Raw genomic sequence first — 24,002 nt, forward strand, 5'->3', positions numbered from 1 at the left:
TGCCATGCTGCTCAACCTGTTCAATGAAATGCGCGCGGCCAAGGTGCCGGTGTCGGTGCGCGAGCTGCTGGACCTGATCAACGCGCTCAAGCAGCGCGTGACCTTCGCCGACATGGACGAGTTCTACTACCTCGCCCGGACGATCCTGGTGAAGGACGAACGGCATTTCGACAAGTTCGACCGGGCCTTCGGCGCCTACTTCAACGGCCTGGAAAAACTCGACGACCACCTGCAGGCGCTGATCCCCGAGGATTGGCTGCGCAAGGAGTTCGAGCGCTCGCTGACGGATGAAGAGCGGGCGCAGATCCAGTCCCTGGGCGGCCTGGACAAGCTCATCGAAGAGTTCAAGAAACGCCTGGAAGAACAGAAGGAACGCCATGCCGGCGGCAACAAGTGGATCGGCACCGGCGGCACCAGCCCGTTCGGCTCCGGTGGCTTCAACCCGGAAGGCATCCGCGTCGGCGATGCCGGCAAGCGCCAGGGCAAGGCGGTGAAAGTCTGGGACCAGCGCGAGTACAAGAACCTCGACGACTCGGTGGAACTGGGCACCCGCAACATCAAGGTGGCCCTGCGCCGGCTGCGCAAGTTCGCACGCCAGGGTGCGGCGGAGGAGCTGGACATCGACGGCACCATCGACCACACCGCCCGGGATGCCGGGCTGCTGAACATCCAGATGCGCCCGGAACGGCGCAACAGCATCAAGTTGCTGTTGCTGTTCGACATCGGCGGCTCCATGGATGCCCACGTGAAGATCTGCGAGGAACTGTTCTCGGCCTGCAAGACCGAGTTCAAGCACCTGGAGTACTACTACTTCCACAACTTCATCTATGAGTCGGTGTGGAAGAACAACATGCGCCGCGGCTCCGAGCGCACCTCGACCCAGGACCTGCTGCACAAGTACGGCGCCGACTACAAAGTGATCTTCGTCGGGGATGCCGCCATGGCGCCCTATGAAATCACCCAGGCCGGCGGCAGCGTGGAGCACTGGAACGAAGAAGCCGGCTACGTGTGGATGCAGCGCTTCATGGAGAAGTACAAGAAGCTCATCTGGATCAATCCCTATCCCAAGGACACCTGGGGCTACACCGCTTCGACCAATATCGTTCGCGAGTTGATCGAAGACCAGATGTACCCCCTGACCCTGCGTGGCCTGGAAGAAGGCATGCGCTTCCTGTCCAAATAAACCCGTTCGCCAGCAAGCCGGCTCCTACAGGGCGATGTAGGAGCCGGCTTGCCGGCGAAGCTTTCAGCCCCTCACCCGAACCGGCGCAGGAACGCCACCTGCTGCCGATGCGCCGTTTCCTGTACCACCGGCGCCAGGCGCACTTCGCTGCCCGGCAGGCACTGCGCCAACCGCGCCAGGGACAGCGGGGTCAACGCCCCCAGCCGTGGATAGCCGCCAATGGTCTGCCGGTCATTGAGCAGGATGATCGGCTGGCCGTCCGGCGGCACCTGGATCGCCCCCAGGGGAATGCCCTCGGAAATCATCGGCCGGCCCTGGTACTGCAAGACCGGCCCGAGCAAGCGCGCGCCCATGCGGTCGGCCCGGCTGTCCAGGCTCCAACTGCTATTGAAGGCATCGAACAGGCTCAAACCGCTGAACTGGCCGATCTGCGCACCCAGGATCACCTCCAGCGGTGCAGCGGATTGCCAATCCGGCAGTTGCTCCGCCGACAGGCTCTTGAGCGCACCGCCAGCTCCCGAATAACTCAACACCCCACCCTCGCTCAGGGCGCGGCCATAACCATCGGGGCCACCCAGGGCTTCACGCAACACGCTGGCGCAACTGCCCAACACCTTGGGCGCGTCGAAACCGCCAGGGGCGGCCAGATAGGCCCGGGCCCCAGAAAATGGCTGGGTGAATCGCAGCCGCTGGCCCTTTTGCAGGATGAAACTGCGCCCCGGGGTCAAAGGCCGCTCATCCACATAGGCCCCAAGATCAGCCCCGGCCAAAGCCAGCAGGCAATAGTCCTCGGCCTGCAGGGTGAAACCGCCCAGGGTAATTTCCACCACCGGCGCATCCAGGGCATTGCCCAGCAGCCAGTTGGCCCAGGACATCGACACCCAGTCCAGCGCCCCGCCCTGGGTCACGCCCAGGTGGCGCACGCCAAAGCGCCCGGCATCCTGCAGCAGGCACAGCGGGGTGCTGGCCTCGATCGTCAGTCGGCTCATGCCGGCACCTCCAGTGGCGTGTCATCGCCCCCCAGGCGCAGGAACTCGGCCCGCTCCACTGGGGCAAAGCGCACCCGGTCCCCCGGTTGCATCAGGCTGTAGCCGTCGCGCTCGCGATCGAACAACCGGCTCGGGGTGCGGCCGATCAGGTTCCAGCCCCCGGGTGATACCACCGGGTAAGCCGCGGTCTGCCGTTCGGCGATCCCCACACTGCCCGCCGCCACCCGCTTGCGCGGGGTGTTCAGCCGCGGCGCCGCGAGTGCCTCCTCCACCAGCCCCATGAAGGCAAACCCGGGAGCGAAGCCCAAGGCAAACACTTGATATTCACGCTGGCTGTGACGCTCGATCACCTCGGCCACCGACAGCCCGCTGCGCCGGGACAACAGCACCAGTTCCGGCCCGACACTGAGGTCGTACCACACCGGCAGCACGTGCTCGCGCCCGGCCTGGGTGGTGCCGGGCGCCAGGTCGGCCAAGGCGATCTCGATCCGCTGCCGGGCCTCGGACGGGCTCAGGGCCAGCAAATCGTAATGCACCATCAGCGTGGTATAGGACGGCACCAGGTCGACCAGAGACTCGCCGAAGGCCCGCCGCAGCCCTTCGGCGGCGGCCAGCATCCAGGGCATGTTGTCCTCGGCGATCACCTCGAACAGCCGCACCATCAGGCAGTCGATGGCGACTACTTCAACCTGTGGCTTCATAGGCCGGACTGCTGGTTCAGGGCCTCGCGAATGCGCTGCACCGCCGCCACCGAACTGGCGTTGTCGCCATGCACGCACAGTGTGTTGGCGTGCAGCAGCAAGGCGCTGCCGTCGCTGGCGGCCAGGGGCTCGCCGCGGGCGATGGTCAGGGCCTGCTGGAGGATGGTTTGCGCGTCATGGTGCACCGCCCCCGGCAACTGCCGCGACACCAGATGCCCGGCGTTGTCGTAGGCGCGGTCGGCAAAGGCTTCGAACCACAGGGTCACGCCGTACTCATCGCCCAGGGCCTGGGCCGCGCTGTTGTCGCGGGTGGCCATGAGCATCAGCGGCAGTTGCGGGTCGTAGGCTGCCACGGCCTGGATCACCGCCCGCAGTTGCGCAGGCTTGGCCATCATGTCGTTGTACATCGCGCCATGGGGTTTGACGTACTCGACCCGGCCACCCTGGGCCCGGCAGATGCCGTCCAGTGCTCCGACCTGGTAGTGCAGCAGGTCCTGGATCTCCTCGGGCGAGTAGCTCATGGAGCGGCGGCCGAAGCCGGCCAGGTCCTGGTAGGCCGGGTGCGCACCGATGCGCACGCCATTGGCCAGGGCCAGGGCCACGGTCTTGCGCATGATGCCCGGGTCGCCGGCGTGGAAACCGCAGGCGATGTTGGCGCAGTCGATAAAGGGCATGACTTCGGCATCCAGGCCCAGGGTCCAGTTGCCAAAGCTTTCGCCGATGTCGCAATTCAATAACAGGCGGCTCATGGTCAGTGTTCCTGTGTTTTTTATAAGGGGTCCGCTGCGGGGCAGCGCTGGCAATGCCCCGCAGATTATCAGTTAGCGTGCCTCAAGTTCCTTGCCGCGGGTTTCCGGCAGGCTCAAGGCTGCCAGCACCACCACGCCGTAGGACACCGCGGCAAAGGTGCCGATGGCCGCGCCCAGCGGCACATGCTGGCTGAGCAGGCCGATCAGCAGGGGGAACAGCGCCGCCAGCGCCCGGCCGCTGTTGTAGCAGAAACCCTGGCCGGAACCGCGGATGCGGGTGGGGAACAGTTCGGTGAGGAACGCTCCCATGCCGCTGAAGATGCCCGAGGCGAAAAAGCCCAGGGGAAAGCCCAGCCAGAGCATCACCGCGTTGCTCACCGGCATTTGCGTATAGAGCAGGACGATGGTGAAAGAGCCGGCGGCGAACAGTACGAAGTTCTTCTTGCGCCCGAGAATATCGGTCAGGTAGGCGCTGATCACATAGCCCATGTAGGAGCCGAAGATCACCATGGCCAGGTAGCCGCCGGTGCTCAGCACGCTCAGGCCGCGCTCGGTCTTGAGGAAGGTCGGCAGCCAGAAAGTGATGGCGTAGTAGCCGCCCTGGGCCCCCGCCGCCAACAGCGATGCGCGCAGGGTGGTGCTGAGGATCCCCGGGGCGAAGATCTCGTAGAACCGGGCCGGGTTGCTGGGCTCTTCCCGGGCCCGGGTTTGGCGATAGACCTCAGGGTCCTTGACCAGGCGGCGGACGAAAATCACGAAGATCGCCGGCAGGATGCCCAGCAGGAACAGCCCGCGCCAGGCGTCTTCCGGCGGCAGCAGGGAGAACAGCAGCGCATATAGCAACGCCGTTATGCCCCAGCCCAGGGCCCAGCCGGACTGCACCATGCCCACCGCCTTGCCACGGTTCTTGGCACGGATCACCTCGCCGATCAGCACCGCCCCGGCGGTCCACTCGCCACCGAAGCCGAAGCCCATCAGGGTCCGGGCGATCAGCAACTGCTCGTAGTTCTGCGCCAGGCCACACAAAAAGGTAAAGAATGCGAACCACAGGACCGTGAGTTGCAACGTGCGTACCCGGCCAATGCGGTCGGAGAGGATCCCGGCGATCCAGCCCCCCAGGGCGGAGGCCAGCAAGGTACTGGTATGGATCAGCCCGGCTTCGGCGGAGGTGATGCCCCACAGTGCGATCAGGGTCGGGATCACGAAACTGAGCATCTGCGTGTCCATGCCATCCAGGCCATAACCGAGCTTGCAGCTCCAGAATGTCCGGCGCTCCTGCTGGTTGATGTCCCGGTACCAGTCAAACGGGCCGGCGCGGCGCGGGGCCTTGGCGGCCAGTGTTTCGGGCGCACTCATGGCGATCTCCAGGGTAATTTATTGGTGTTGTTCTGGGCCCCGACGACGCATATCGTGGGTTGGCGCATTCTTCGGCTCGAGCGCCAACTGCGTCCAACTAATAAAAACTGCCCTTATGCATAAGAAAAGTTGATCCCATGAACCTCAAGTTCCTCGAAACCTTCGTCTGGGTCGCGCGGCTGAAGAGCTTCAGCCACACCGCGGAAAAACTCTTTACCACCCAGGCGGCGATCTCCAGCCGCATCGCGGTGCTGGAGGGCGAGCTGGGCGTGAAGCTGTTCCTGCGCGACTCCCGGGGCGTCAGCCTGACCCCGGAAGGCGTCAAGGTGCTGGAGCACGCCGAGCAGATGCTCGACACCCTGCAGGTGCTGAAACAGTCCATCCAAGCGCCGTCGAGCAAGGTCGGACGGATTCGCATCGGGGTCATGGACACGGTAATCCACACCTGGCTCAGCCCCCTGGTGGCAGAGATGATGGACCACTACCCGCAGGTGGAAATCGAGCTGGTGGCCGACACGTCGCTGAACCTGTGCGAACAGTTGCAAAAGGGCTTTCTGGACCTGGTGCTGCAAACCGACCTGCTGCGCCAGGAAAGCATCCGCAGCCTGGAACTGGCCAGCTATCCCATGGGCTGGATCGCCGCCAGCAACTCGATCTACAACCGCGACTACGCCAACGTCGCCGAGCTGGCCCGGGAACGGATCGTCACCTACTCGAAGAACTCCCTGCCTCACCAGCAGGTGCTGAGCCTGATGCAGGCCAACGGCGTGCTGGCGCCGCGGCTCAACTGCGTCAACTCGGTGTCGGCCATCACCCGCCTGCTGCGGGACGGCTTCGGCATCGGCGCCCTGCCGCCGGTGCTGGTGCGCGAGGAACTGGCCCGGGGCGAACTGACCCTGCTGGCCATCGAACAGCGCCCGCCGAACCTGCAAGTGGTGGTGTCGTGGCGGGTGGGAGTGGAATTGGTGGAGGACATAGTCGAGCTGTGCCAGCGCGTGGTGCAGCGCTATGGGCAGAAGGTCGGCGCGGATTACCTGGTGCTCAGCGAACCCCAGTGAACATCGCCATCGCCCCCCTCGTAGGAGCTGGCTTGCCAGCGACCCGCGCGCAGCGGTGTGTCAGGCGCGCCGCTTTCGCCGGCAAGCCGGCTCCTACACAGAAAACAAAATCGATACGGCTCCCGTAGGAGCTGGCTTGCCAGCGAAGGCGATCTTCAGTCAGGCGCAAGCCACGCGGCCCCCTTCGCCGGCAAGCCGGCTCCTACAGGGGGTCAGAGGCCTTTGAGGTCGCGCTCTTCAATCGGGCGGCTCTGGCGCAGGCGCTTGCCGCCCAGCACTACCCAGTCGATCAGCCGGTACAGGCATTCCAGGCCGAAGGACAGCAGCAAGGCGCCACTGATACCCCAGATCATGGCTTCCGGGGTCAGCAGGATCTGGTAGCTGTAGCCGTCCCAGGTTTCCTTGCGGATTTCCGGGTCGGGGGCCAGGGCCACTTGCAGCAGGCGGATGTACCAGGGCCCCTGCATCGCCTGGTATTGCTTGTCCAGGGCCAGCTGGCGGCTGAGCAAGCCGCTCAGGCTCTCGGCATCGCTGCGAAACACCGGATCGTCGCTGGCCCGGTAATGGGCCACCAGGGCGTTCATGTCGCCCTTGAAGAACTGCTGCGCGGTGCCCTGGAAGCCCTGCAGGCTGTGCTGCGACTCGATCAGATGCGCCTCGACGCGCTTGGCGTAATCACTGATGAAACCCGGCACTTGCACACCGATCAACAGGCCGGCGGCGAACAGCACCAGCCGCAGATAACTGAGCAACATAGGGATGTCCTTATTCGGTCTGGCCATGGCTGACGCATTCACCGCGCCGCCACAGGCTCCACTGGCCCGGCTGGTAGCGGGTCCAGGTTTCGTTTTCGGTCAAGGGTTCAGTGGCGATCACCGTGACCACGTCGTTGGGCGTGGTTTCGGCCTGGAAGTCGACGATCACATCCACATCCTTCAGCCGCGCCGGGCCGAATGGGGCGCGCCGGGTGATCTGCGCCAGTTTGGTCGAGCAATAGCAGAACAGCCAGTCACCGTCGCTGAGCAGGCCGTTGAACACGCCCTTGCTGCGGTATTCGCTGCAGGCCTGGATCAGGGTCGGCAGCAGCTCCTCGATTTCCACCGGCTCGGGAAAGGCGGCCCGCACCCGGTTCAGCAGGTCACAGAAAGCCGCTTCGCTGTCGGTATCGCCTACCGGGCGGTAGAAGCTGGCCTGGGGCTGGAAATCCGCCAACTGGCCATTGTGCGCAAAGCACCAGTTGCGGCCCCACAGCTCGCGGACAAAAGGATGAGTATTGGCCAGGCAGACCTTGCCGACGTTGGCCTGGCGGATATGGCCGATCACCACTTCGCTCTTGATCGGGTAACGCTGAACCAGGTTGGCCACTTCCGACTCGCTGCTGGCCGCCGGGTCCTGGAACAGGCGCAGGCCGCGGCCTTCATAGAAAGCGATGCCCCAGCCGTCGCGATGGGGGCCGGTGCGGCCGCCGCGCTGCATCAGCCCGGTAAAGCTGAAGACGATATCGGTCGGTACATTGGCGCTCATGCCCAACAACTCACACATGCTCGGACTCTCGCTTCAATGCCGGGGGCAGCGTTACAAACGCGGTTCGACCCGCGTATTCAGGGGGGTGCCGGCTGCAGGCTGGCGGCCGTAACGGTCATTGCCGGCGCCACCGAAGGGCTGGTCATCCTCCACTTCGGCAGCCTTGGCGGCAGCTTTCGCCGCTTCGTTGCGTTCCCGGCGCTCCCTGGCCGCGCGCTCGATGGGCCAGCGGATCAGCACGAACAGCAGGTAGACGCCAAAGGCGATCATGCCGTACATGAACAGGTCGGATACCGCACGCCAGGCGTTGTTGCCGACCTTGAAGGCTATATCCAGGGCGGTGATGGCCACGGCCGGGGCAAATTTTTCCTTGACCGGGTCGATGATGGTCGGGCTGAACAGCAGCACCGCCACCAGCACTCGCAGCGGCTCGCGCAGCCAGCGCCACATCCAGCGGGTCAGGCGCATCCACACCAGCAGGCAGCCCAAGGCGGCGAAGGCATAGAGCCCCCAGGCGATCAGATAGTCGTTCTCGGTCATGGTGTCCATGGCAAGGCAGGCAAAGAGGCGCTTATGATAACGACTTTTGCCGTGTCAGGCTGCACCGCCGTCTGCCCAGCCCTCATTTGTCATCGCCCGAGAGCCACCCATGCCCTTAACCGCCAACGACAGCAGCGCCCCGATTGCCCACAAGGCCGAAGGCGCTGACCCGTATGCCTGGCTGCAGGAACGCGACACCGACGCGGTGCTCGATTACCTGAAGGCTGAAAACAGCTACCTGGACGCCCAGTTGGCGCATCAGGGGCCCCTGCGTGAAACGCTGTTCCAGGAGATCAAGGGGCGGATCCTCGAAACCGACCTGTCCCTGCCCTCGCCCTGGGGCCCGTACCTGTACTACACCCGCACCACCGCCGGCGACGAATACGCCCGCCACTACCGCTGCCCGCGCCCGGCGGACGACAGCCTGACGGTGGACGAAAGCCGCGAGCAACTGCTGCTGGACCCCAACGCCCTGGCCAATGGCGGCTTCTTCTCCCTCGGGGCCTTCAGCATCAGCCCCGACCACCAGCGCCTGGCCTACAGCCTCGACACCACTGGGGAGGAAATCTACACCCTGTTCGTCAAGGAGCTGGCCAGCGACAAAGTCAGCGAGCTGTCCTTCGACAACTGCGACGGCAGCATGACCTGGGCCAACGACAGCCTGACCCTGTTCTTCGGCGAGCTGGACGATACCCACCGCCCGCACAAGCTGTTGCGCTACCGGCTGGATGGCACCGCCGCCGAGGAAGTGTTCCACGAGCCGGACGGACGCTTCTTCCTGCATTGCTACCGTTCCAGCTCCGAACGCCAACTGCTGCTGTCCCTGGGCAGCAAGACCACCGGCGAGACCTGGGCCCTGGACGCCACGCAGCCACAGCTGCCGTTCACTTGCCTGGCGCCGCGGGTCGAAGGCCATGAATACGATGTCGACCACGGCCTGCTGGACGGCCAATGGACCTGGTTCATCCGCAGCAACCGCGACGGCATCAACTTCGCCCTCTACCAGGCCGCGGACAACGGCGCGATCCCCGAGCAGGACGACTGGCAACTGCTGGTGCCGCACAACCCCGAGGTAATGCTCGACGGCGTGACCCTCAACGCCGCAGCCATGACCCTGAGCCTGCGCGAAGGCGGCCTGCCGATCATCGAAGTGCACCCCCGGGACCTGCCGGTGTACCGCGTGCAACTGCCGGATGCGGCCTACAGCCTGCACGTGCAGAACAGCCTGGAGTTTTCCAGCGAGCGCATCCGCCTGCGCTACGAGGCCCTGAACCGCCCGGCCCAGGTACGCCAGCTGCAACTGGCCGACGGCCAGCAGCAGGTGCTGAAGGAAACCCCGGTACTGGGCCCGTTCGACCCCGAGGCCTACGTCAGCCAGCGCCTCTGGGCCACCGCCGCCGACGGCACCCAAGTGCCCATCAGCCTGGTGGTCAAGCGCGACTGCCTGGGCCAGCCGACGCCGCTGTACCTCTACGGCTACGGTGCCTACGGCGAAAGCCTGGACCCCTGGTTCTCCCACGCCCGCCTGAGCCTGCTCGATCGCGGCGTGGCCTTTGCCATCGCCCACGTGCGCGGCGGCGGCGAGTTGGGTGAGGCCTGGTACCGCGCCGGCAAGCAGGAACACAAGCAGAACACCTTCAGCGACTTCATCGCCTGCGCCGAACACTTGATCGCCCAGGGCCTGACCAGCGCCCAGCAGTTGGCCATCAGTGGCGGCAGCGCCGGCGGCCTGCTGATCGGCGCGGTACTCAACCAGCGCCCCGAGCTATTCAAGGTCGCCATCGCCGAAGTGCCCTTCGTCGATGTGCTCAACACCATGCTCGACCCGGAGCTGCCGCTGACCGTCACCGAATACGACGAATGGGGCAACCCCGAGGAGCCCGAGGTCTACGCACGGATCAAGGCCTACGCGCCCTACGAGAACGTGCGCGCCCAGGCCTACCCTGCGCTCCTGGTGATCGCCGGCTACAACGACAGCCGCGTGCAGTACTGGGAGGCGGCCAAATGGGTGGCCAGGTTGCGGGCCACCAGGACCGACGACAACCCGCTGCTGCTCAAGACCGAGCTGGGGGCCGGCCATGGCGGCATGAGCGGGCGTTACCAGGGATTACGTGACGTAGCCCTCGAATACGCCTTTATCCTGAACATTCTGGGCCTGGCCTGAGGAACTCCCGGCGGCGTTCCTGTCTTAACCCAGAACGCCACCGGCAACCGCCGGACCGGGCCTGCGCCCGTGCAACAGACACAAGAAAAAGACCGTGATCCCATGTCCGAACCCACCTTACTGAACAACGAGATCCGCGACTGGCTGATGGACTGCGGCCTGTTCGACCAGTTGTTGCCCGCCGACTTCAACGCTGCGGCCGGCTACTTCAGCATCAGCAGCATCGCCGAGGGCGAAGCGATCTTTCATGAGGGCGATGCCGGCAGCTTCATGTGCATCATCCACAGCGGCCAGGTGGCGGTGCAAAAGCGCAACCACGACGGCCAGCCGCTGACCATCGCTACCCTGCGCAGCGGCCGGGCCTTTGGCGAAATGGCGGTGCTCGATGGCGAGCGACGTTCGGCTACCTGCGTGGCCGCCAGCCATTGCCAGTTGCTCAACCTGGGCAAGGACTCCCTGGAGAAGATGCTCAACGATGCGCCAAAGATCGCCGCCAAGATCATCCGCGCCCTGGCCGTGTCGCTGTCAAAGCGGCTGCGCATGGCCGACGGCCAGTTGCTCGCGCAGCAGATCTGAGCCCCGGGGTACCCTCGCCCACTACATCCATCAACCCTGAACCTTGGGTTTGCTGTCGTTCTGCTCCAGCCCTGGCAGGGTCTGGTCCTTGGGCGGCTTGGGCATGTCGATCGGCGGCAGCAGGGGCGCGCTGCCACTGCTGCCGGCTTTCGGCGTGCTGGGCGGGGTGACTTGCGGATAAGGCGTAGGGGTCGCGGTACCCGGGGTGCCGAGGGTCGGCGCCGGGGTCACCACCGGGGCGCTTTGCGGCTCGTCGGCCAAAGCCGGGCCGGCACCAAGCGCCAGGGCTGCGGTGAGGGCGAGCGCCGCTTGGGCAATCACCGTTAGAATAGTGCGCTTCATCAATGGCTCCATTGCTATTGTCTGGCGTCAGGCTACTCCCAACCGGGGCGTTTTGCCTTCCTCAATGAGATCTCCATGAAACGTTTCGTACTGCTGGACACTACTGCGATTCCTGAAAACGGCGGTGCCTTGTGCCTGTTCGAATACGGTGAGGATTTCGTCATCAAGATCCAGGGCGGCGACGGCGGCCAGTTGATGAACACACGCATGCACGGTTCCGAGGACGCCCTGGCGCAGATCCCTTGCAGCAAGGTCGCCGGGCGCCCGAACTCGCGGGTGCTGATCGGCGGCCTGGGCATGGGTTTCACCCTCGCCGCGGCTCTCAAGCACCTGGGCAAGAGCGCCGAGGTGGTGGTCGCCGAGCTGGTGCCCGGGGTGGTGGAATGGAACCGTGGCCCGCTCGGCGAAAAGTCCGGCCGGCCGCTGCTGGACCCGCGCACGGTGATCCGCCTGGAAGACGTGGCCAAGGTCCTGCAGGCCGAGCCCCTGGGCTTCGACGCGATCATGCTCGACGTCGACAACGGCCCCGAAGGCCTGACCCAGAAAGCCAACAGCTGGCTCTACTCCAGCGCCGGCCTGGCCGCCTGCGCCCGGGCCCTGCGGCCCAAGGGCATTCTTGCGGTGTGGTCGGCCAGCGCCGACCGGCAGTTCTCCGAGCGCCTGCGCAAGGCCGGCTTCAAGGCCGAGGAAGTGCAGGTCTTCGCCCATGGCAATCGCGGTACCCGGCACACCATCTGGATTGCCGAGAAGCTCAAGGCCTGAGCTAAACTTTGTCCATTACCGTCATTAGTCCTTCTACAAAGGTGAACCCATGAGTTCGTCCACTCCCCCGTCCAACACCGCCAAGCTGGACCGTATCCTTGCCGACGCCCAGCGCGACCGGGAAATGGGCTACCGCGACAAGGCACTGAAAATGTACCCCCATGTCTGCGGCCGCTGCGCCCGGGAGTTCTCCGGCAAGCGCCTGAGCGAGCTGACCGTGCACCACCGCGATCACAACCACGACAACAACCCCCAGGACGGTTCCAACTGGGAACTCTTGTGCCTGTACTGCCACGACAACGAGCACTCGCGCTACACCGACCAGCAGTACTTCGGCGAAGGCTCCCTGAGCACCCCGAAAGTCGCCAAGGCGACCCACAACCCGTTCGCCGCCCTGGCCGGGTTGATGAAGAAAGACCCGGAGTAAGCACCAGCCGCCGGGCATATTGTGGCCAGCGAGCGTGCTCCCGTTCGGCGGCAAGGCAGCCGTAAACCCTGTGTCCCCGGCCGGCCTGCTATACCGCATTGGCCGGCGTCGGGAGCAAGCTCCCTCGCCACAACAAGCCACCGAGCCGTGGGCAATCCCCGTATAATCGCGCTCTTTTCCCCCAAGGCGCTTTGTTCGTGGCAAACAAAAGGTACAGCTGCATCGGTTTGTATAACCCCAAGTCACCGGAGAACGTCGGTTCGGTGATGCGCGCCGCCGGCTGCTATGGCGTCGCCTCGGTGTTCTACACCGGCAAGCGCTATGAGCGGGCCCGCGACTTCGTCACCGACACCAAGAAGGTCCACCAGGACATTCCGCTGATCGGCATCGACGACCTGAAGAAAATCCTCCCCCTGGGCTGCATTCCGGTGGCCGTGGAACTGGTCGAGGGTGCCCGCCCACTGCCCGAATACACCCACCCGGATCGCGCCCTGTACATCTTCGGCCCGGAAGACGGCTCCCTCGACAAGGAGATCCGCGACTGGTGCGAGGACGTGGTCTACATCCCCACCACCGGTTGCATGAACCTGGCAGCGACAGTCAACGTGGTGCTCTACGATCGCCTGGCCAAGGGTAACAACACCCGCTCCGGTCCCAAGTTCTGAGCACACGCCGGTCATTGCCCGGGAACCTGTGACGCCTTCGTGCAGTCAGCCTTGTATCCCTTACCGCCCTTGGAGACAGATCATGAGCGAGCGCAAACAGCTGCAAACCATCGAATCGACCCCGTTCCAGAGCCAGCCCACCCAGAATGTCCAGGGCTGGGAGCGCATCGGCTCGCTGGCCGGCGGCGTGGTGATGATGGGCAAGGGCCTGCGCCGTGGCGGCGTATTCGGCCTGATCCAGGTAGCCATCGGCGGCGTGGCCCTGGCCCGGGGCATCACCGGGCACAGCTCGGCGAAAAGCCTGCTGGAGAAAAGCCGCCAGGACATGAACAACGTGCGCAACAAGATCGAACGCGCTGCAGAAGAGCTGCGCAACCTGAAAGCCGATGCCGAAGCCGCCGGCCGCAACGCCAAGGCCGCCAGCAATGATGAAGTGAAGGTGCCCAAGGCCTGAAGCCGGGGCGTCCTCATGGACGCCTGAGCCCCAGCCGCGCCGGGTCAGCGCAGCAGGCTGGTGTCGAGGACCCTGGAGGACTCGCCCAGCACGCTTTCACTGAGCTGGATGAATTCGGCGGTGCTGACGCTTTCCAGGCGCATCGCCGCTTGCAGGACATCGTCCAGGGAGCGCTTGTTGCGGGTCTTGAGGCGAATCTCCCGATCCAGCTCCTGCAATAGCAACACCGCCTTGGCCACTGTGGCGCTGTCCACCTGTTCGCCGCGCAGGCTGGTGACCTTGTGGCCGTCCCGGGCCAGGCGCTTCTCCAGCACCTGGTAACGTTCATCGCTGATGCCACCGGCACGGCGCAGCAGCTCGATGGCGTAGTACTGCGCCAGCCCTTCACTGATCCAGTCGCTGCGCTGGCTGTCGTTGATCCGTGCCAGAGATTGCACCAGCTCCCGCAGCAAGGGGCTGGCGCCGCTCTCGCTGACCAGCGGCAGGCGGCTGTGCAGGAACAGTGAATCGCGCCCGGCCAGGCTGCCGCGCCACATCGGATCGGCCGCGCCGACGATCAACAGCTTGCTCGGCTGGCGGGGAAACACCGCCTGCACCTGCGGCCAGACAAAGGTCAGCAGGGTCAGCACATCCATGCGCCGCATGCCCTGGCCCAGTGGCGAGACCACGCTGACGTCGGTTTCCCCCAGGCGCGTGCGGCGGCTGCCCAGGGTGCCGGCGAGCATCCAGCCGGCGGGACGGTCGAACAGCCGCGAGGGGTTGTCGATGCGAAAACGGTGCTTGCCGATCCGCGGCCAGGCGGTCTCGATGCTCTTCCACCCGGCGGGCAGTTCGAAATCCAGGCGCGCCACCAGCTCGATGCCGTCCTGCTGGTCCAGGTGCGCCGGCGGCACCAGGGTTTCGCCGCGCAGCAGGGCCCAGTTGGCAGTACTGCGGCTGTCATAGCTGCCCTTCTTGATGCTGTGGTTCAGGCGTACCCGGTAGCTCAGGCTGGCCTTGCCGCTGGCCGGGCGCCAGACCCCACGCTGACCGCCGGCACCGGCGGGGGCGGCCTGCCATTGGCCGTCGGCCTTGAAGTCGCTGTAGTCGCCGGTCGAGCCCAGATCGAAATCCAGGCTGCGCAGCGCCGCGCCGTCGGCCAGGGTCAGGCGCACTTCGGCCTGATCGCTCTGGGGCAGGAAGCGCACGTGATAATCCAGATCGACCTTCTTCGCCGCAAACGCCGATGCACTCAATGCCAGCATCGCAGCGGCCAGCGCCAGCTTCGCCCCCACCCTCATACCCTCTCCTTGCTATTGAAACCTTGAAGCCGGCGCGGCGAACCCTCAGCCTGCGCGGAAAATCAGATGATCCTCCCAATCCTCTTCCGCCACGCTGCCTTCGGCGAGCATGCGGCCGGACTGGGAAATACGTTCGTGGTGCACCGCATCGCGGTCGCCGCACACCAGGTGGTGCCACAGGGGCAGGTCCTTGCCCTCGCTCACCAGGCGGTAGCCGCAGGTGGGGGGCAGCCACTTGAATTCGTCGGCCTTGCCCGGGGTCAGCTGGATGCAGTCGGGCACCGAGTCGCGGCGGTTGGGGTAATCGCTGCACTGGCAGGTCTTGAGGTCCAAAAGCTTGCAGGCGATGCGCGTGTAATAGACGCTGTTGTCGTCCTCGTCTTCAAGCTTTTGCAGGCAGCACAGACCGCAGCCATCGCACAACGACTCCCATTCGTCCTGGTCGAGTTGTTCGAGGGTTTTGCGTATCCAGAAAGGTTCGACTTTGGCGGCCATGGCTCAAGCATCAATATCCGAGGGTGAAAAGGCCGCCAGTCTAGTGCCGAAGAACCGGCGGGCCAAGCGCTGGCGACTGTCGGTAGGCCAGGACTTGTCAGCGGGCCATGGGCACAGTAGCTTTGCCCCTCGGACCGACCCGCGTCCGTGTGCCATTAACGCTTGACCGCGTTGCACCCGGCAAACCGCACGGGGTCAGGAATACCCCTTCGCTCAGCTCATCTGCGCTTGCCGGTTTATTCCACTCATCTCACATGCTGCCAGGAGTTTTTCCATGAGCGCCAACACTCGCGTTGCCGACTACGCCATCCACCCGCAGTTCACCCAGCGCTGGTCGCCCCGGGCCTTCACCGGCGAAAGCATCCCCGAAGAAACCCTGCTGAGCTTCTTCGAAGCCGCACGCTGGGCGCCTTCGGCCTACAACTCGCAGCCCTGGCGCTTCCTCTATGCCCGCCGCGACACGCCGAACTGGGAACGCTTCCTCGGCCTGCTCAACGAATTCAACCGTGGCTGGGCGCAACACGCTTCGGCCCTGGTGATCGTGATTTCCAAGACCACCTTCACCGTGCCCGGCGCCAGCGAGGAAACCCCGGCCCTGTGGCACACCTTCGACACCGGTTCGGCCTGGGGGCACCTGGCCCTGCAAGCCAGCCTCAGTGGCTGGCACACCCACGGCATGGCCGGTTTCGACCAGGAACTGACCCGCAAGGAACTGAAGATCCCCGAAGGCTATGCCGTGCACGCCGCCGTGGCCGTGGGCAAGCTGGGAGACAAGTCGACCCTGGCCGACTACCTCCAGGCCCGGGAAGAGCCAAGCCCGCGTCGCCCCCTGAGCGAAACCGTGGCCGAAGGCGATTTCAGCCTCTAAAGCCGCGATCGCCTCTGTAGGAGCGAGCTTGCTCGCGAAGCCCTGAAGGGCGCCGCGCTTGCCTGGCAAGCACGGCTTTCGCGAGCAAGCTCGCTCCTGCGATCAGGTCCGTTTCAATAGCCCCGGGCGAAATCCACTTCGCCGCGCAGGGCCTGCCCAGCCTGATAAGCCCGCAGGTTATCGACGAACAACTGCACCATCAATTCCGGCGAGGTCGGCGCCGAACTGTGGCCCGTCAGCAGCAAGCCCCAGGCGGTCCAGAACGGATGCCGTTGCGGCAAGGGCTCCTGGCGGCAGACATCGATCACCGCCCCCGCCAGATGCCCATCCTTGAGGGCCTGCACCAGGTCCGCATCGACCACCGCCACGCCCCGGCCAACATTGATGAACAACCCCGTGGGCTTGAACTGCTTGAACAGCGCCGCGTCGTACAGGTCGTGAGTGCTCGGGGTGTTGGGCAGCAGGTTGACCACGTAGTCCACCTCCCCCACCAGGCGCCCCAGGTCTTGCAGGCCGGCCACTTCGATAAAGGGCGCCTGCTCCCGGGGCTGACTGGCGATGCCGTACAGCTTCACGCCAAACGGCAGGAGGAACTGCGCCACGCTCTGGCCGATGTCGCCGGTGCCGACGATCAGCACCTTGCGCCCCACCAGGCTCTGGCCCAGGCGGTTGTCCCACTTGCGCTCGACCTGGCTCACCAGGCGCGCCAGCACCTCGCGCTCATGGCCCAGGATGTAGGTCAGCACGTACTCGGCCATCACCTGGCCGAAGATACCCACGGCCCGGGTCAGGCGGTAGTGCCGCGGCAGGCCGTCGGCCAGCAGCGGGGTAATGCCGGCCCAGGTGGATTGCAGCCACTGGGGCTGGTGCCCCTGGCGCAGCAGGGTGGCCAGCAGGTCCGGCTGCCCCAGCCAGACCGGACAATCCGCCGCCAACCGTGCCAGCTCGGCGGAGTCGCCACTGGTCAGCACTTCCAGCTCCGGGGCCGCCTGACGCAACAGGCGGGCATAAACAGCGTGATCGTGTTCGGCAATCAGAACGCGCATGGCTCAAACCTTAAAAAACGGTGCAGGCAGCCGCCGACGGAGAATCGCTCCATCGATCAAGGCGGCTGCCAGGTCAGTCAGTTGCACTTACAAGGACGCCCGGGACCGGGCGCCTACAGGTCAGACCGGATCATTGCGACGCAGCAGCTCTTCGGGCAAGTGCTCGATGTACTCGTCTTCTGCCGGTGGCATCTGCAGGTGGTAGCCCTGCTTGTCGAGGTTTTCCAGCACCTGGTGGATGTCCTCGCGGGACAGCTTGCGCTCCGGGCTCAGCACCAGGTCGAAGGCATGTTGCGGCTTGCCGAAAGCCAGCAGCAGGTTTTCCGGCACGCGTTCCAGAGCCTCGCTTTTGAGCACGTAGAGGTACATCTCGTTCTTGCGCGGGCTTTTGTAGATGGAGCAGATACGTTTCAAGGCTGTTCTCCGGCGGTGGCCAGGCTGTCCAGCAGCGCCTGGCCCATCAATTCGCGGCGCCAGCCACGCAGCGAATCAGGCAATTGGTAAGGCCCGTTGGGGAAGCCGCTCTTGAGCAGGCTCTCCAGGGTTTTCTTGCGCAGCATCACTTCCGGGGCGATCCCCAGGCGCTCGGCCTGGGCCTGGCCCACGGCCTTGAGGCGCTTGAGCAGGGCCGCGGCTTCGATCGGCAGGGGTTCGGGCACGGCCGGCGGCCATTGATCCGGGCCGACGCTGGCGGTGCGCTTGATCAGGTCGAGGAGGAACTCGCCGTCCTGGCGCACGGTACGCGGGTGCATGTCTTCGATCTTGGCCAGCGCCGACAGGTTGTCCGGCTGGGTCTTGGCCAGGGGCCACAGGGCATGCTCGCGCACGATACGGTTGCGCGGCAGGTTGCGGGCACGGGCCTCGCGCTCGCGCCAGGCACACAGTTCACGCAAGACCGCCAGCTGGGCGCGGGACAGTTTCCAGGCCAGCTTGGCTTCGCGGTAGACCTCGTAGGGGTCCACTTCGCGGCGCAGGTTGGCCACCAGCTCGGCGCCGTCTTCCAGCACCCAGCGGTACTTGTCCTCGGACAACCTGGGCCGCAGTTCGGTGAACACCTGGGCCAGGTGCACGGCGTCTTCGGCGGCGTAGCTGACCTGGGTTTCCGACAGCGGGCGCTGCAGCCAGTCGGAACGGGTCTCGCCCTTGGGCAGGTCGATGCCCAGGACTTCCTGCACCAGGCGCGAATAGCCCATGGAGAAACCCAGGTTCAGGTAGGCGGCCGCCAGTTGCGTGTCGAACAACGGCGCCGGCAGGCTGCCAGTCAGGCGCAGCAGGACTTCAAGGTCCTCGCTGCAGGCGTGCACCACCTTGACCACTGCCGGATTCTCCAGCAGGGCCGCCAGTGGCTGCCAGTTGTCGATGGTCAAAGGGTCAATCAGGTAGGCGCGCTGCCCATCGCCAATCTGCAACAGGGCGGCAATGGGATAGAAAGTGTCGACCCGCATGAATTCGGTGTCGAGGGCGACGAATGGCAACTGCTGCCACTGGGCGCAAAGCTGACCGAGGCTATCGTTGTCGCGAATCCAATGTATATCGATGGCCACACGGCTCTCCCTTGAAGAATGGCGCGCAGTATATATCGCCTCCGGCGATTTCCGAGCATTCACCCGACAAGAGCAAGTGAGAAACCATCTGCCGGAGGGCAAGAATAGTCCGAGACTCTGGGCTAACCCTGTTTTCTCAGCACATAGACCCGCGAAGGCGCCCAACCGGGCAGCAGGTCCCGATGGTCGAGCACTTCAAAACCGGCTTCGCGGAACTCCGCTTCCAACTGCACCTTGCTGGCCAGCGGCAGCATGCCGGAGCTGGCAGAAGCGGGTCGGGCGATCTGCAACAGCGGTTCGATCCGCGTGGCCAGGATCACCGTGTCCCGGCTGACCCGGAAGAACTCGCGCAGCAGGGCCAGGCGATCCTCACCCCGGGTCACGTGGGCAAAGAGTTGCATGCAGATGATGCAGTCCACCGCATTGGCCGACAGGCCGATATTGAACGCCGAGCTGTGAAAGGTCTTGACCCGTTTCAGCAGGCTGGCCGGGTGGTGGGTCTGGGCATGGTTCAACATGTCCTGGGAAGGGTCCGCCGCCAGAATCACCCGGTTGCCGTGCTCGCCCAGCACCGGCCAGTAGCGCCCGGCGCCGCAGGCCACATCCAGGATCAGCCCCGGCTCGCCGGCTTCCTTCAGGGCGTGACGTACCAGGCGCGCCGTGCGCCAGACGGCCAGGCGTGCGCCGATCCCGGCTGGCCGGGGCTCGCGGCAGACGCGCGCGTGCTCCTGGTCGTAGCGCCGAGCGAACTCAAGTTCGATGGACGGTGGGGGATGGGACGACATGAACGGCGAACTCTTTTTGGAATCCAGGGGCCACAGGTTAACGTGCCATTCGTGAAAAAAAGGTCGAAAGCCCGCATCGCCTTCCAGCACCGGTACTTGCCTTGCCTGGCCGGCGGCTGGCGCCAATAATGCTCCGCCCCCCTGCCCCTCAAGGAACGATTCCATGCTCCCGCGCCTGCTGTTGTGTACCCTGCTGGGCCTCAGCGCCCCAGCCCTGAGCTTCGCCCAGGAGCCCACCTCGCACCTGGACCAGGTGATCGAGCGCGGCCATCTGACGGTCTGCACCACCGGCGACTACAAGCCCTACAGCTACCTGCGCGACGACGGCCACTACGAAGGCATCGACATCAGCCTGGCCGAATCCCTGGCTGAGAGCCTCGGGGTGCGGGTGAAGTGGGTCAACACCACCTGGAAGGGCCTGATGGCGGACTTCCAGAGCCAACAGTGCGACATCGCCGTCGGCGGTATTTCGGTGTCACTGGAGCGGCAGAAAAAAGCCTTCTTCAGCCAGCCCCTGGGCATCGACGGCAAGATCCCCCTGGTGCGCTGCCAGGATCTCAAGCGCTACCAGACCCTGGAACAGATCAACCAGCCCGAGGTGCGCCTGATCGAGCCACCGGGCGGCACCAACGAAATCTTCGCCCGGGCCCACCTGCCCAAGGCCAGCCTGACCCTGTTCGCCGACAACGTGACGATCTTCGATCAGTTGCTGACCCACCGCGCCGACGTGATGATCACCGACGCCTCGGAGGCGCGCTTCCAGCAACGGCACAAGCCGGGGCTGTGCGCAGTCAACCCCGAGCGCTATCTGCAATACAGCGAGAAGGCCTTTCTCCTGCCTCGGGACGATGTGGCCTGGAAAAGCTACGTCGACCAATGGCTGCACCTGAGCAAGGCCACCGGCGCCTACGACCGGGTGGTCAATCAGTGGCTGGCCGCGCCCTCGTCCTGATCCAGCAGCAACTGCCGGAAAGCCTGGCAGGCGGCGCTGCGATAGGCGCCCTTGCGCCCCAGCAGCACCACGCTGCGCGGCGCCGGTGGTGACTGCAAGGCCAGGGTGCGCAGCCCCGGCTGCTCCCGGGCAATGGAGCTGGGCAGGATGGTCGCCAGTTGCCCGCGCCGGACCATCTCGACAATCGCACTGACCGAATTGGCCTCGGCGGCGATCGGCGGGGCAATGCCCTGCTGCCGGCAATACAGGTCGATGTGCCGGCGGGTGGCGAAGTCGGCGCTGAGCAGCACCAGGGGCTGGCGGCCCAGGGCCTCGGCACTCAAGGGCAGGCGCTCGGGCTGCGGATACTGCGGGCCGACCATCAGGCTCAGGGTCTCGATGAACAGCGCCTGACTCTCGATCTCCGCCAGGTGCTCGCCGGCGAAGGCGATACCCAGGTCCAGGCGGTCTTCGGCCAGGGCCGCCTCCAGGCGGTCCTGGGTCATTTCCTCGATGCTCAGGCCGATTCCCGGGTGCTGCCGGTAAAAGCGGCTGAGCAAGGGCCCGGCCAGGTAGGCGGTAAAGGTCGGGGTCAGTGCCAGGCGCAGCGAGCCGCGGCTCAGGTCCTGCACATCGTGGATCGCCCGCCTGGCCGCCTCCAGGTCCTGCAGGGCGCGGCGGGCATAGGCGACATAGGCCTGGCCGGCATCGGTGAGGCGCACGCTGCGCCCGGAACGGTCGAACAGCGGCGCCCCCAGGCCCTCCTCCAACTGCTTGATCTGTTGCGACAGGGTCGGCTGGGACACATGCAGCGCCTCGGCAGCCCGGGTGAAGTTGCAATGCTCGGCCACGGCCAGCAGGTAACGGATGTGACGCAACAGCATGGGGAATTCCAACTATAGGCTGTACTTATGGAAAGCATAATAAGCCGGTCTTGGACGCTATAGCTGAAAACTTCCATCCTTGCCCCATCAGCGACGCAAGGAGAACCCCATGCAGAACATCATCGACGGCTTCCTCAAGTTCCAGCGCGAAGCCTTTCCCCAACGCAGTGAACTGTTCAAGCAACTGGCCAGCACCCAGAACCCCGGCACCCTGTTCGTCACCTGCTCCGACAGCCGGGTGGTGCCCGAACTGCTGACCCAGCAAGAGCCCGGCGACCTGTTCGTGATCCGCAACGCCGGCAACATCGTGCCCAGCTATGGCCCCGAGCCGGGCGGCGTATCGGCCACCGTGGAATACGCGGTGGCAGTGCTGGGGGTGAGCGACATCGTCATCTGCGGCCACTCCGACTGCGGCGCGATGACCGCCATTTCCACCTGCAAGTGCCTCGACCACCTGCCCGCCGTGGCCAACTGGCTGCGCCATGCCGAGTCGGCCAAGGTGATCAATGCCGCCCGCCAGCACGCCTCGCCCGCCGAGCACCTGGACGCCCTGGTGCGCGACAACGTGATCGCCCAACTGGCCAACCTCAAGACCCATCCTTCGGTGGCCCTGGCCCTGGAACAGGGCCGGCTCAACCTGCATGGCTGGGTCTATGACATCGAGAGCGGCGCCATCGTCGCCCTCGACGGCAACACCCAGCGTTTCGTCTCCCTGGCCGAGTACCCGCACACCTGTGCCCTGGCCAGCCAAGCTTCCAGCGCTGCCTGAGCAGCCCCCGTTTCGTCACTCAAGAGGAGTCACCCCATGCTGCAATCCCAATTCGCCCAAGCTCCACGCCTGGCCCTGGCCGACACCATCATCGACGCCAAGGCGCGCAAGAACCTGTCGTGGCAGGACCTCACCGACGGCACCGGGCTGAGCCTGGCTTTCGTCACCGCCGCCCTGCTGGGCCAGCACGCCCTGCCGGCCACCGCCGCCGACCTGGTGTGCGACAAGCTGGGCCTGGACCAGGACGCCAGCCGCCTGCTGCAGAGCATTCCCCTGCGCGGCAGCATCGCCGGCGGCATCCCCACCGACCCGACCGTGTATCGCTTCTATGAAATGCTCCAGGTCTACGGTTCGACCCTCAAGGCCCTGGTCCACGAGCAGTTCGGCGACGGCATCATCAGCGCCATCAACTTCAAGCTGGACATCAAGAAGGTCGAAGATCCGGAAGGCGGTTCCCGCGCAGTGATCACCCTGGACGGCAAGTACCTGCCGACCAAGCCGTTCTGATCCCGGGTTGCAGGTTGCTCCAGCGGTAGGTGCCTGCCGGGCGTGCGTATCGTCCGGTTTGCGGCCCTGCGGCCCGGATCGCAGCCTGCGGCAGCGGCTACAGGTCCGCGGTGTTATTTAGTTTTTAAATAACACCGCGGACTTTCTGATTTGCCCCCACTCCAGACCGAGCCGCCTAATCGGGTCCTTGTTTGTTGAAGGTCCGACCATGGAAAACGTTCGTGCAACTTCCCGCCCCGCACTCTGGCTGATGGTCAGTGTGATTCTGGTGGCGCTCAATCTGCGTCCGTCGATGGCCGCCGTCGGCCCGCTGCTGTCGGGCATTCGTGGCGATATCCCCTTGAGCTTCAGCCTGGCTTCCCTGCTGACCATGCTGCCGGTCATGGCCATGGGCCTGGCGATGTTCTTCGGCATGGGCATCAGCCAGCGCCTGGGCGAGCACCGCACCGTGGTCCTGTCGCTGCTGGTCATCGGCCTGGCCACGGTCTCGCGGCTGTTCATGGATTCGGCGGCCGAGCTGATTCTCAGCGCGGTGCTGGCCGGCATCGGCATCGCCCTGATCCAGGCACTGCTGCCGGCGCTGATCAAGTCGCGCTTTGCCGACAATGTCTCGTTGTTCATGGGCCTGTACGTCACCTCGATCATGGGCGGTGCAGCGCTGGCCGCGTCGTTCTCGCCCCTGGTGATGAACCACAGTGGCAGTTGGCGCCTGGCCCTGGCGATCTGGGCCGCCCTGGCGCTGCTGGCCCTGGTGTTCTGGTACGCCCAGCGCGCGGCCCTGCCCAGGCTGCCAGGCAAAGGTGGAGCACGGGAGTCCTTTGCCGGTAATCGCCGGGCCTGGCTGCTGGCGGTGTTCTTCGGCCTCGGCACCGCTTCCTACACCTGCGTGCTGGCATGGCTGGCGCCCTACTACGTGGAGAACGGCTGGAGCGATCAGAACGCGGGCCTGTTACTGGGCTTTCTCACCGCCATGGAGGTGATTTCCGGGCTGGTCACCCCGGCCATCGCCAACCGCAGCCAGGACCGGCGCCTGGTGCTGGTGGCCCTGCTGGTACTGATCATCGCCGGCTTCTGCGGCCTGATCCTCAGCCCCAAACACCTCAGCCTGCTGTGGCCGTGCCTGCTGGGCCTGGGAATCGGCGGGCTGTTTCCCATGAGCCTGATCGTCTCCCTGGACCACCTCAGCGACCCGCGCCGCGCCGGTGGCCTGACCGCTTTCGTGCAGGGCATCGGCTACCTGATTGCCGGGCTGTCGCCGTTGCTGGCGGGCATGATCCGCGACCAGCTGGGCAGCTTCGAATGGGCCTGGTGGTCACTGGCCGCGGTGATGCTGGTGATGATCCTCATGGCGCTGCGCTTCGATCCGAAGCATTACCGCCAGCACATCCGCTGAGCCGAGGGAA

At 65.2% G+C, this 24,002-nt stretch carries 28 protein-coding genes; 13 read left to right on the forward strand and 15 right to left on the reverse strand.

Going from position 1 to position 24,002, the window contains the following annotated elements; all coding sequences use genetic code 11:
* Window positions 1–4: 4 nt before the first annotated feature.
* A complete protein-coding gene (locus tag AC1RCO_RS08925) occupies window positions 5–1,183 on the forward strand; it encodes a vWA domain-containing protein (RefSeq protein WP_445495409.1) in 1,179 nt (392 codons plus the stop codon).
* 71 nt (window positions 1,184–1,254) lie between these two features.
* Here AC1RCO_RS08925 and AC1RCO_RS08930 read toward each other — a convergent pair whose 3' ends face one another.
* The 4 genes from AC1RCO_RS08930 to AC1RCO_RS08945 form a co-directional block, all read right to left on the reverse strand.
* A complete protein-coding gene (locus tag AC1RCO_RS08930) occupies window positions 1,255–2,172 on the reverse strand; it encodes a 5-oxoprolinase subunit C family protein (RefSeq protein WP_019093317.1) in 918 nt (305 codons plus the stop codon).
* The gene (gene pxpB, locus AC1RCO_RS08935) at window positions 2,169–2,873 is read right to left on the reverse strand and encodes a 5-oxoprolinase subunit PxpB (protein ID WP_053156828.1); all 705 of its coding nucleotides are present in this window, start codon (window positions 2,871–2,873) and stop codon (window positions 2,169–2,171) included. Before pxpB ends, AC1RCO_RS08930 begins: the two co-directional genes overlap by 4 nt.
* The gene (locus AC1RCO_RS08940) at window positions 2,870–3,622 is read right to left on the reverse strand and encodes a 5-oxoprolinase subunit PxpA (RefSeq protein WP_011059851.1); all 753 of its coding nucleotides are present in this window, start codon (window positions 3,620–3,622) and stop codon (window positions 2,870–2,872) included. The genes pxpB and AC1RCO_RS08940 overlap by 4 nt, the downstream gene beginning before the upstream one ends.
* A 72-nt stretch (window positions 3,623–3,694) precedes the next feature.
* Complete coding sequence (locus tag AC1RCO_RS08945; RefSeq protein ID WP_011059850.1) at window positions 3,695–4,978, reverse strand: MFS transporter; 1,284 nt, start codon at window positions 4,976–4,978, stop codon at window positions 3,695–3,697.
* A gap of 137 nt (window positions 4,979–5,115) precedes the next feature.
* Between AC1RCO_RS08945 and AC1RCO_RS08950 the strand changes: the two genes are divergently transcribed.
* On the forward strand, window positions 5,116–6,036 hold the full coding sequence (locus AC1RCO_RS08950; RefSeq protein ID WP_220223862.1) for a LysR family transcriptional regulator: 921 nt from the start codon (window positions 5,116–5,118) through the stop codon (window positions 6,034–6,036).
* Between the two features lie 212 nt (window positions 6,037–6,248).
* On the opposite strand, the gene AC1RCO_RS08955 is transcribed toward AC1RCO_RS08950, so the two are convergent.
* From AC1RCO_RS08955 to AC1RCO_RS08965, 3 genes are read right to left on the reverse strand one after another with little or no spacing between them, the layout of a single operon-like run.
* A complete protein-coding gene (locus tag AC1RCO_RS08955; RefSeq protein WP_011059848.1) occupies window positions 6,249–6,791 on the reverse strand; it encodes a DUF2937 family protein in 543 nt (180 codons plus the stop codon).
* Window positions 6,792–6,801: 10 nt separating this feature from the next.
* Window positions 6,802–7,578: a class II glutamine amidotransferase gene (locus AC1RCO_RS08960; protein ID WP_011059847.1), complete on the reverse strand. Its 777-nt coding sequence runs from the start codon at window positions 7,576–7,578 to the stop codon at window positions 6,802–6,804.
* A 33-nt stretch (window positions 7,579–7,611) separates the two neighbouring features.
* Window positions 7,612–8,109 carry a hypothetical protein gene (locus AC1RCO_RS08965; protein ID WP_011059846.1) on the reverse strand — a complete coding sequence of 166 codons (498 nt, stop codon included), beginning with the start codon at window positions 8,107–8,109 and terminating at the stop codon, window positions 7,612–7,614.
* A gap of 100 nt (window positions 8,110–8,209) precedes the next feature.
* Here AC1RCO_RS08965 and AC1RCO_RS08970 point away from each other — a divergent pair, with 100 nt between their 5' ends.
* On the forward strand, window positions 8,210–10,264 hold the full coding sequence (locus AC1RCO_RS08970; RefSeq protein WP_103290528.1) for a S9 family peptidase: 2,055 nt from the start codon (window positions 8,210–8,212) through the stop codon (window positions 10,262–10,264).
* A gap of 102 nt (window positions 10,265–10,366) precedes the next feature.
* Window positions 10,367–10,840, forward strand: coding sequence for a cyclic nucleotide-binding domain-containing protein (locus tag AC1RCO_RS08975; RefSeq protein ID WP_011059844.1), 474 nt, complete (start codon window positions 10,367–10,369; stop codon window positions 10,838–10,840).
* Between the two features lie 30 nt (window positions 10,841–10,870).
* Here the strand turns inward: AC1RCO_RS08975 and AC1RCO_RS08980 are convergent, their stop codons facing one another.
* Window positions 10,871–11,182 (reverse strand): hypothetical protein, encoded by a 312-nt coding sequence (locus AC1RCO_RS08980; RefSeq protein ID WP_011059843.1) that lies wholly within the window; start codon window positions 11,180–11,182, stop codon window positions 10,871–10,873.
* Between the two features lie 75 nt (window positions 11,183–11,257).
* Between AC1RCO_RS08980 and AC1RCO_RS08985 the strand changes: the two genes are divergently transcribed.
* From AC1RCO_RS08985 to AC1RCO_RS09000, 4 genes are all read left to right on the forward strand, one after another.
* Window positions 11,258–11,944, forward strand: a complete 687-nt coding sequence (locus AC1RCO_RS08985) for a spermidine synthase (RefSeq protein WP_125062229.1) — start codon at window positions 11,258–11,260, stop codon at window positions 11,942–11,944.
* A gap of 49 nt (window positions 11,945–11,993) precedes the next feature.
* Window positions 11,994–12,371: a YajD family HNH nuclease gene (locus AC1RCO_RS08990; RefSeq protein ID WP_011059841.1), complete on the forward strand. Its 378-nt coding sequence runs from the start codon at window positions 11,994–11,996 to the stop codon at window positions 12,369–12,371.
* Between the two features lie 197 nt (window positions 12,372–12,568).
* On the forward strand, window positions 12,569–13,036 hold the full coding sequence (locus AC1RCO_RS08995; protein ID WP_011059840.1) for an RNA methyltransferase: 468 nt from the start codon (window positions 12,569–12,571) through the stop codon (window positions 13,034–13,036).
* Window positions 13,037–13,118: 82 nt separating this feature from the next.
* Window positions 13,119–13,490 carry a YgaP family membrane protein gene (locus AC1RCO_RS09000; RefSeq protein WP_011059839.1) on the forward strand — a complete coding sequence of 124 codons (372 nt, stop codon included), beginning with the start codon at window positions 13,119–13,121 and terminating at the stop codon, window positions 13,488–13,490.
* Between the two features lie 44 nt (window positions 13,491–13,534).
* Here AC1RCO_RS09000 and AC1RCO_RS09005 read toward each other — a convergent pair whose 3' ends face one another.
* The gene (locus tag AC1RCO_RS09005; protein ID WP_019093313.1) at window positions 13,535–14,770 is read right to left on the reverse strand and encodes a hypothetical protein; all 1,236 of its coding nucleotides are present in this window, start codon (window positions 14,768–14,770) and stop codon (window positions 13,535–13,537) included.
* Window positions 14,771–14,815: 45 nt separating this feature from the next.
* On the reverse strand, window positions 14,816–15,265 hold the full coding sequence (locus tag AC1RCO_RS09010; RefSeq protein ID WP_015634549.1) for a YcgN family cysteine cluster protein: 450 nt from the start codon (window positions 15,263–15,265) through the stop codon (window positions 14,816–14,818).
* Between the two features lie 274 nt (window positions 15,266–15,539).
* Here AC1RCO_RS09010 and AC1RCO_RS09015 point away from each other — a divergent pair, with 274 nt between their 5' ends.
* The gene (locus AC1RCO_RS09015) at window positions 15,540–16,133 is read left to right on the forward strand and encodes a nitroreductase family protein (RefSeq protein ID WP_011059836.1); all 594 of its coding nucleotides are present in this window, start codon (window positions 15,540–15,542) and stop codon (window positions 16,131–16,133) included.
* A gap of 113 nt (window positions 16,134–16,246) precedes the next feature.
* On the opposite strand, the gene AC1RCO_RS09020 is transcribed toward AC1RCO_RS09015, so the two are convergent.
* From AC1RCO_RS09020 to AC1RCO_RS09035, 4 genes are all read right to left on the reverse strand, one after another.
* Window positions 16,247–17,179 (reverse strand): D-2-hydroxyacid dehydrogenase, encoded by a 933-nt coding sequence (locus AC1RCO_RS09020; RefSeq protein ID WP_011059835.1) that lies wholly within the window; start codon window positions 17,177–17,179, stop codon window positions 16,247–16,249.
* Window positions 17,180–17,299: 120 nt separating this feature from the next.
* On the reverse strand, window positions 17,300–17,593 hold the full coding sequence (locus AC1RCO_RS09025) for a YcgL domain-containing protein (RefSeq protein WP_011059834.1): 294 nt from the start codon (window positions 17,591–17,593) through the stop codon (window positions 17,300–17,302).
* Window positions 17,590–18,723: a ribonuclease D gene (rnd, locus tag AC1RCO_RS09030; RefSeq protein ID WP_011059833.1), complete on the reverse strand. Its 1,134-nt coding sequence runs from the start codon at window positions 18,721–18,723 to the stop codon at window positions 17,590–17,592. The genes AC1RCO_RS09025 and rnd overlap by 4 nt, the downstream gene beginning before the upstream one ends.
* Window positions 18,724–18,845: 122 nt before the next feature.
* Entirely contained in the window at window positions 18,846–19,508 is a 663-nt protein-coding gene (locus AC1RCO_RS09035; protein ID WP_026019997.1) for a class I SAM-dependent methyltransferase, read from the reverse strand.
* A gap of 163 nt (window positions 19,509–19,671) precedes the next feature.
* Here AC1RCO_RS09035 and AC1RCO_RS09040 point away from each other — a divergent pair, with 163 nt between their 5' ends.
* Complete coding sequence (locus tag AC1RCO_RS09040; RefSeq protein ID WP_019093311.1) at window positions 19,672–20,460, forward strand: transporter substrate-binding domain-containing protein; 789 nt, start codon at window positions 19,672–19,674, stop codon at window positions 20,458–20,460.
* On the opposite strand, the gene cynR is transcribed toward AC1RCO_RS09040, so the two are convergent.
* Window positions 20,433–21,323, reverse strand: a complete 891-nt coding sequence (gene cynR / locus AC1RCO_RS09045) for a transcriptional regulator CynR (protein WP_011059830.1) — start codon at window positions 21,321–21,323, stop codon at window positions 20,433–20,435. The two genes, AC1RCO_RS09040 and cynR, sit on opposite strands and share 28 nt — an antisense overlap.
* 109 nt (window positions 21,324–21,432) lie before the next feature.
* Between cynR and AC1RCO_RS09050 the strand changes: the two genes are divergently transcribed.
* The 3 genes from AC1RCO_RS09050 (at window position 21,433) to AC1RCO_RS09060 (ending at window position 23,992) form a co-directional block, all read left to right on the forward strand.
* Window positions 21,433–22,092, forward strand: coding sequence for a carbonic anhydrase (locus AC1RCO_RS09050; protein ID WP_011059829.1), 660 nt, complete (start codon window positions 21,433–21,435; stop codon window positions 22,090–22,092).
* A 36-nt stretch (window positions 22,093–22,128) separates the two neighbouring features.
* Window positions 22,129–22,599, forward strand: a complete 471-nt coding sequence (gene cynS / locus AC1RCO_RS09055) for a cyanase (protein WP_011059828.1) — start codon at window positions 22,129–22,131, stop codon at window positions 22,597–22,599.
* Between the two features lie 208 nt (window positions 22,600–22,807).
* Window positions 22,808–23,992, forward strand: a complete 1,185-nt coding sequence (locus AC1RCO_RS09060) for a cyanate transporter (RefSeq protein WP_401333382.1) — start codon at window positions 22,808–22,810, stop codon at window positions 23,990–23,992.
* Window positions 23,993–24,002: the final 10 nt, after the last annotated feature.

This window comes from Pseudomonas sp. GW823-FHT03E05 (assembly GCF_058796855.1).

Bases quoted from the DNA above. Each gene is read 5' to 3' on its own strand.
- pxpB (WP_053156828.1), bottom strand. From the start codon at position 2,873: ATGAAGCCACAGGTTGAAGTAGTCGCCATCGACTGCCTGATGGTGCGG.
- AC1RCO_RS08950 (WP_220223862.1), top strand. From the start codon at position 5,116: ATGAACCTCAAGTTCCTCGAAACCTTCGTCTGGGTCGCGCGGCTGAAG.
- AC1RCO_RS08965 (WP_011059846.1), bottom strand. From the start codon at position 8,109: ATGGACACCATGACCGAGAACGACTATCTGATCGCCTGGGGGCTCTAT.
- AC1RCO_RS08930 (WP_019093317.1), bottom strand. From the start codon at position 2,172: ATGAGCCGACTGACGATCGAGGCCAGCACCCCGCTGTGCCTGCTGCAG.
- cynS (WP_011059828.1), top strand. From the start codon at position 22,129: ATGCTGCAATCCCAATTCGCCCAAGCTCCACGCCTGGCCCTGGCCGAC.
- AC1RCO_RS08980 (WP_011059843.1), bottom strand. From the start codon at position 11,182: ATGAAGCGCACTATTCTAACGGTGATTGCCCAAGCGGCGCTCGCCCTC.
- AC1RCO_RS08970 (WP_103290528.1), top strand. From the start codon at position 8,210: ATGCCCTTAACCGCCAACGACAGCAGCGCCCCGATTGCCCACAAGGCC.
- AC1RCO_RS08960 (WP_011059847.1), bottom strand. From the start codon at position 7,578: ATGTGTGAGTTGTTGGGCATGAGCGCCAATGTACCGACCGATATCGTC.
- AC1RCO_RS09020 (WP_011059835.1), bottom strand. From the start codon at position 17,179: ATGCGCGTTCTGATTGCCGAACACGATCACGCTGTTTATGCCCGCCTG.
- AC1RCO_RS08990 (WP_011059841.1), top strand. From the start codon at position 11,994: ATGAGTTCGTCCACTCCCCCGTCCAACACCGCCAAGCTGGACCGTATC.
- AC1RCO_RS08940 (WP_011059851.1), bottom strand. From the start codon at position 3,622: ATGAGCCGCCTGTTATTGAATTGCGACATCGGCGAAAGCTTTGGCAAC.
- AC1RCO_RS09010 (WP_015634549.1), bottom strand. From the start codon at position 15,265: ATGGCCGCCAAAGTCGAACCTTTCTGGATACGCAAAACCCTCGAACAA.
- cynR (WP_011059830.1), bottom strand. From the start codon at position 21,323: ATGCTGTTGCGTCACATCCGTTACCTGCTGGCCGTGGCCGAGCATTGC.
- AC1RCO_RS08945 (WP_011059850.1), bottom strand. From the start codon at position 4,978: ATGAGTGCGCCCGAAACACTGGCCGCCAAGGCCCCGCGCCGCGCCGGC.
- AC1RCO_RS08955 (WP_011059848.1), bottom strand. From the start codon at position 6,791: ATGTTGCTCAGTTATCTGCGGCTGGTGCTGTTCGCCGCCGGCCTGTTG.
- AC1RCO_RS08985 (WP_125062229.1), top strand. From the start codon at position 11,258: ATGAAACGTTTCGTACTGCTGGACACTACTGCGATTCCTGAAAACGGC.
- AC1RCO_RS09035 (WP_026019997.1), bottom strand. From the start codon at position 19,508: ATGTCGTCCCATCCCCCACCGTCCATCGAACTTGAGTTCGCTCGGCGC.
- AC1RCO_RS08925 (WP_445495409.1), top strand. From the start codon at position 5: ATGCTGCTCAACCTGTTCAATGAAATGCGCGCGGCCAAGGTGCCGGTG.
- AC1RCO_RS09050 (WP_011059829.1), top strand. From the start codon at position 21,433: ATGCAGAACATCATCGACGGCTTCCTCAAGTTCCAGCGCGAAGCCTTT.
- AC1RCO_RS09040 (WP_019093311.1), top strand. From the start codon at position 19,672: ATGCTCCCGCGCCTGCTGTTGTGTACCCTGCTGGGCCTCAGCGCCCCA.
- AC1RCO_RS09060 (WP_401333382.1), top strand. From the start codon at position 22,808: ATGGAAAACGTTCGTGCAACTTCCCGCCCCGCACTCTGGCTGATGGTC.
- AC1RCO_RS09015 (WP_011059836.1), top strand. From the start codon at position 15,540: ATGAGCGCCAACACTCGCGTTGCCGACTACGCCATCCACCCGCAGTTC.
- AC1RCO_RS08975 (WP_011059844.1), top strand. From the start codon at position 10,367: ATGTCCGAACCCACCTTACTGAACAACGAGATCCGCGACTGGCTGATG.
- AC1RCO_RS09000 (WP_011059839.1), top strand. From the start codon at position 13,119: ATGAGCGAGCGCAAACAGCTGCAAACCATCGAATCGACCCCGTTCCAG.
- AC1RCO_RS09005 (WP_019093313.1), bottom strand. From the start codon at position 14,770: ATGAGGGTGGGGGCGAAGCTGGCGCTGGCCGCTGCGATGCTGGCATTG.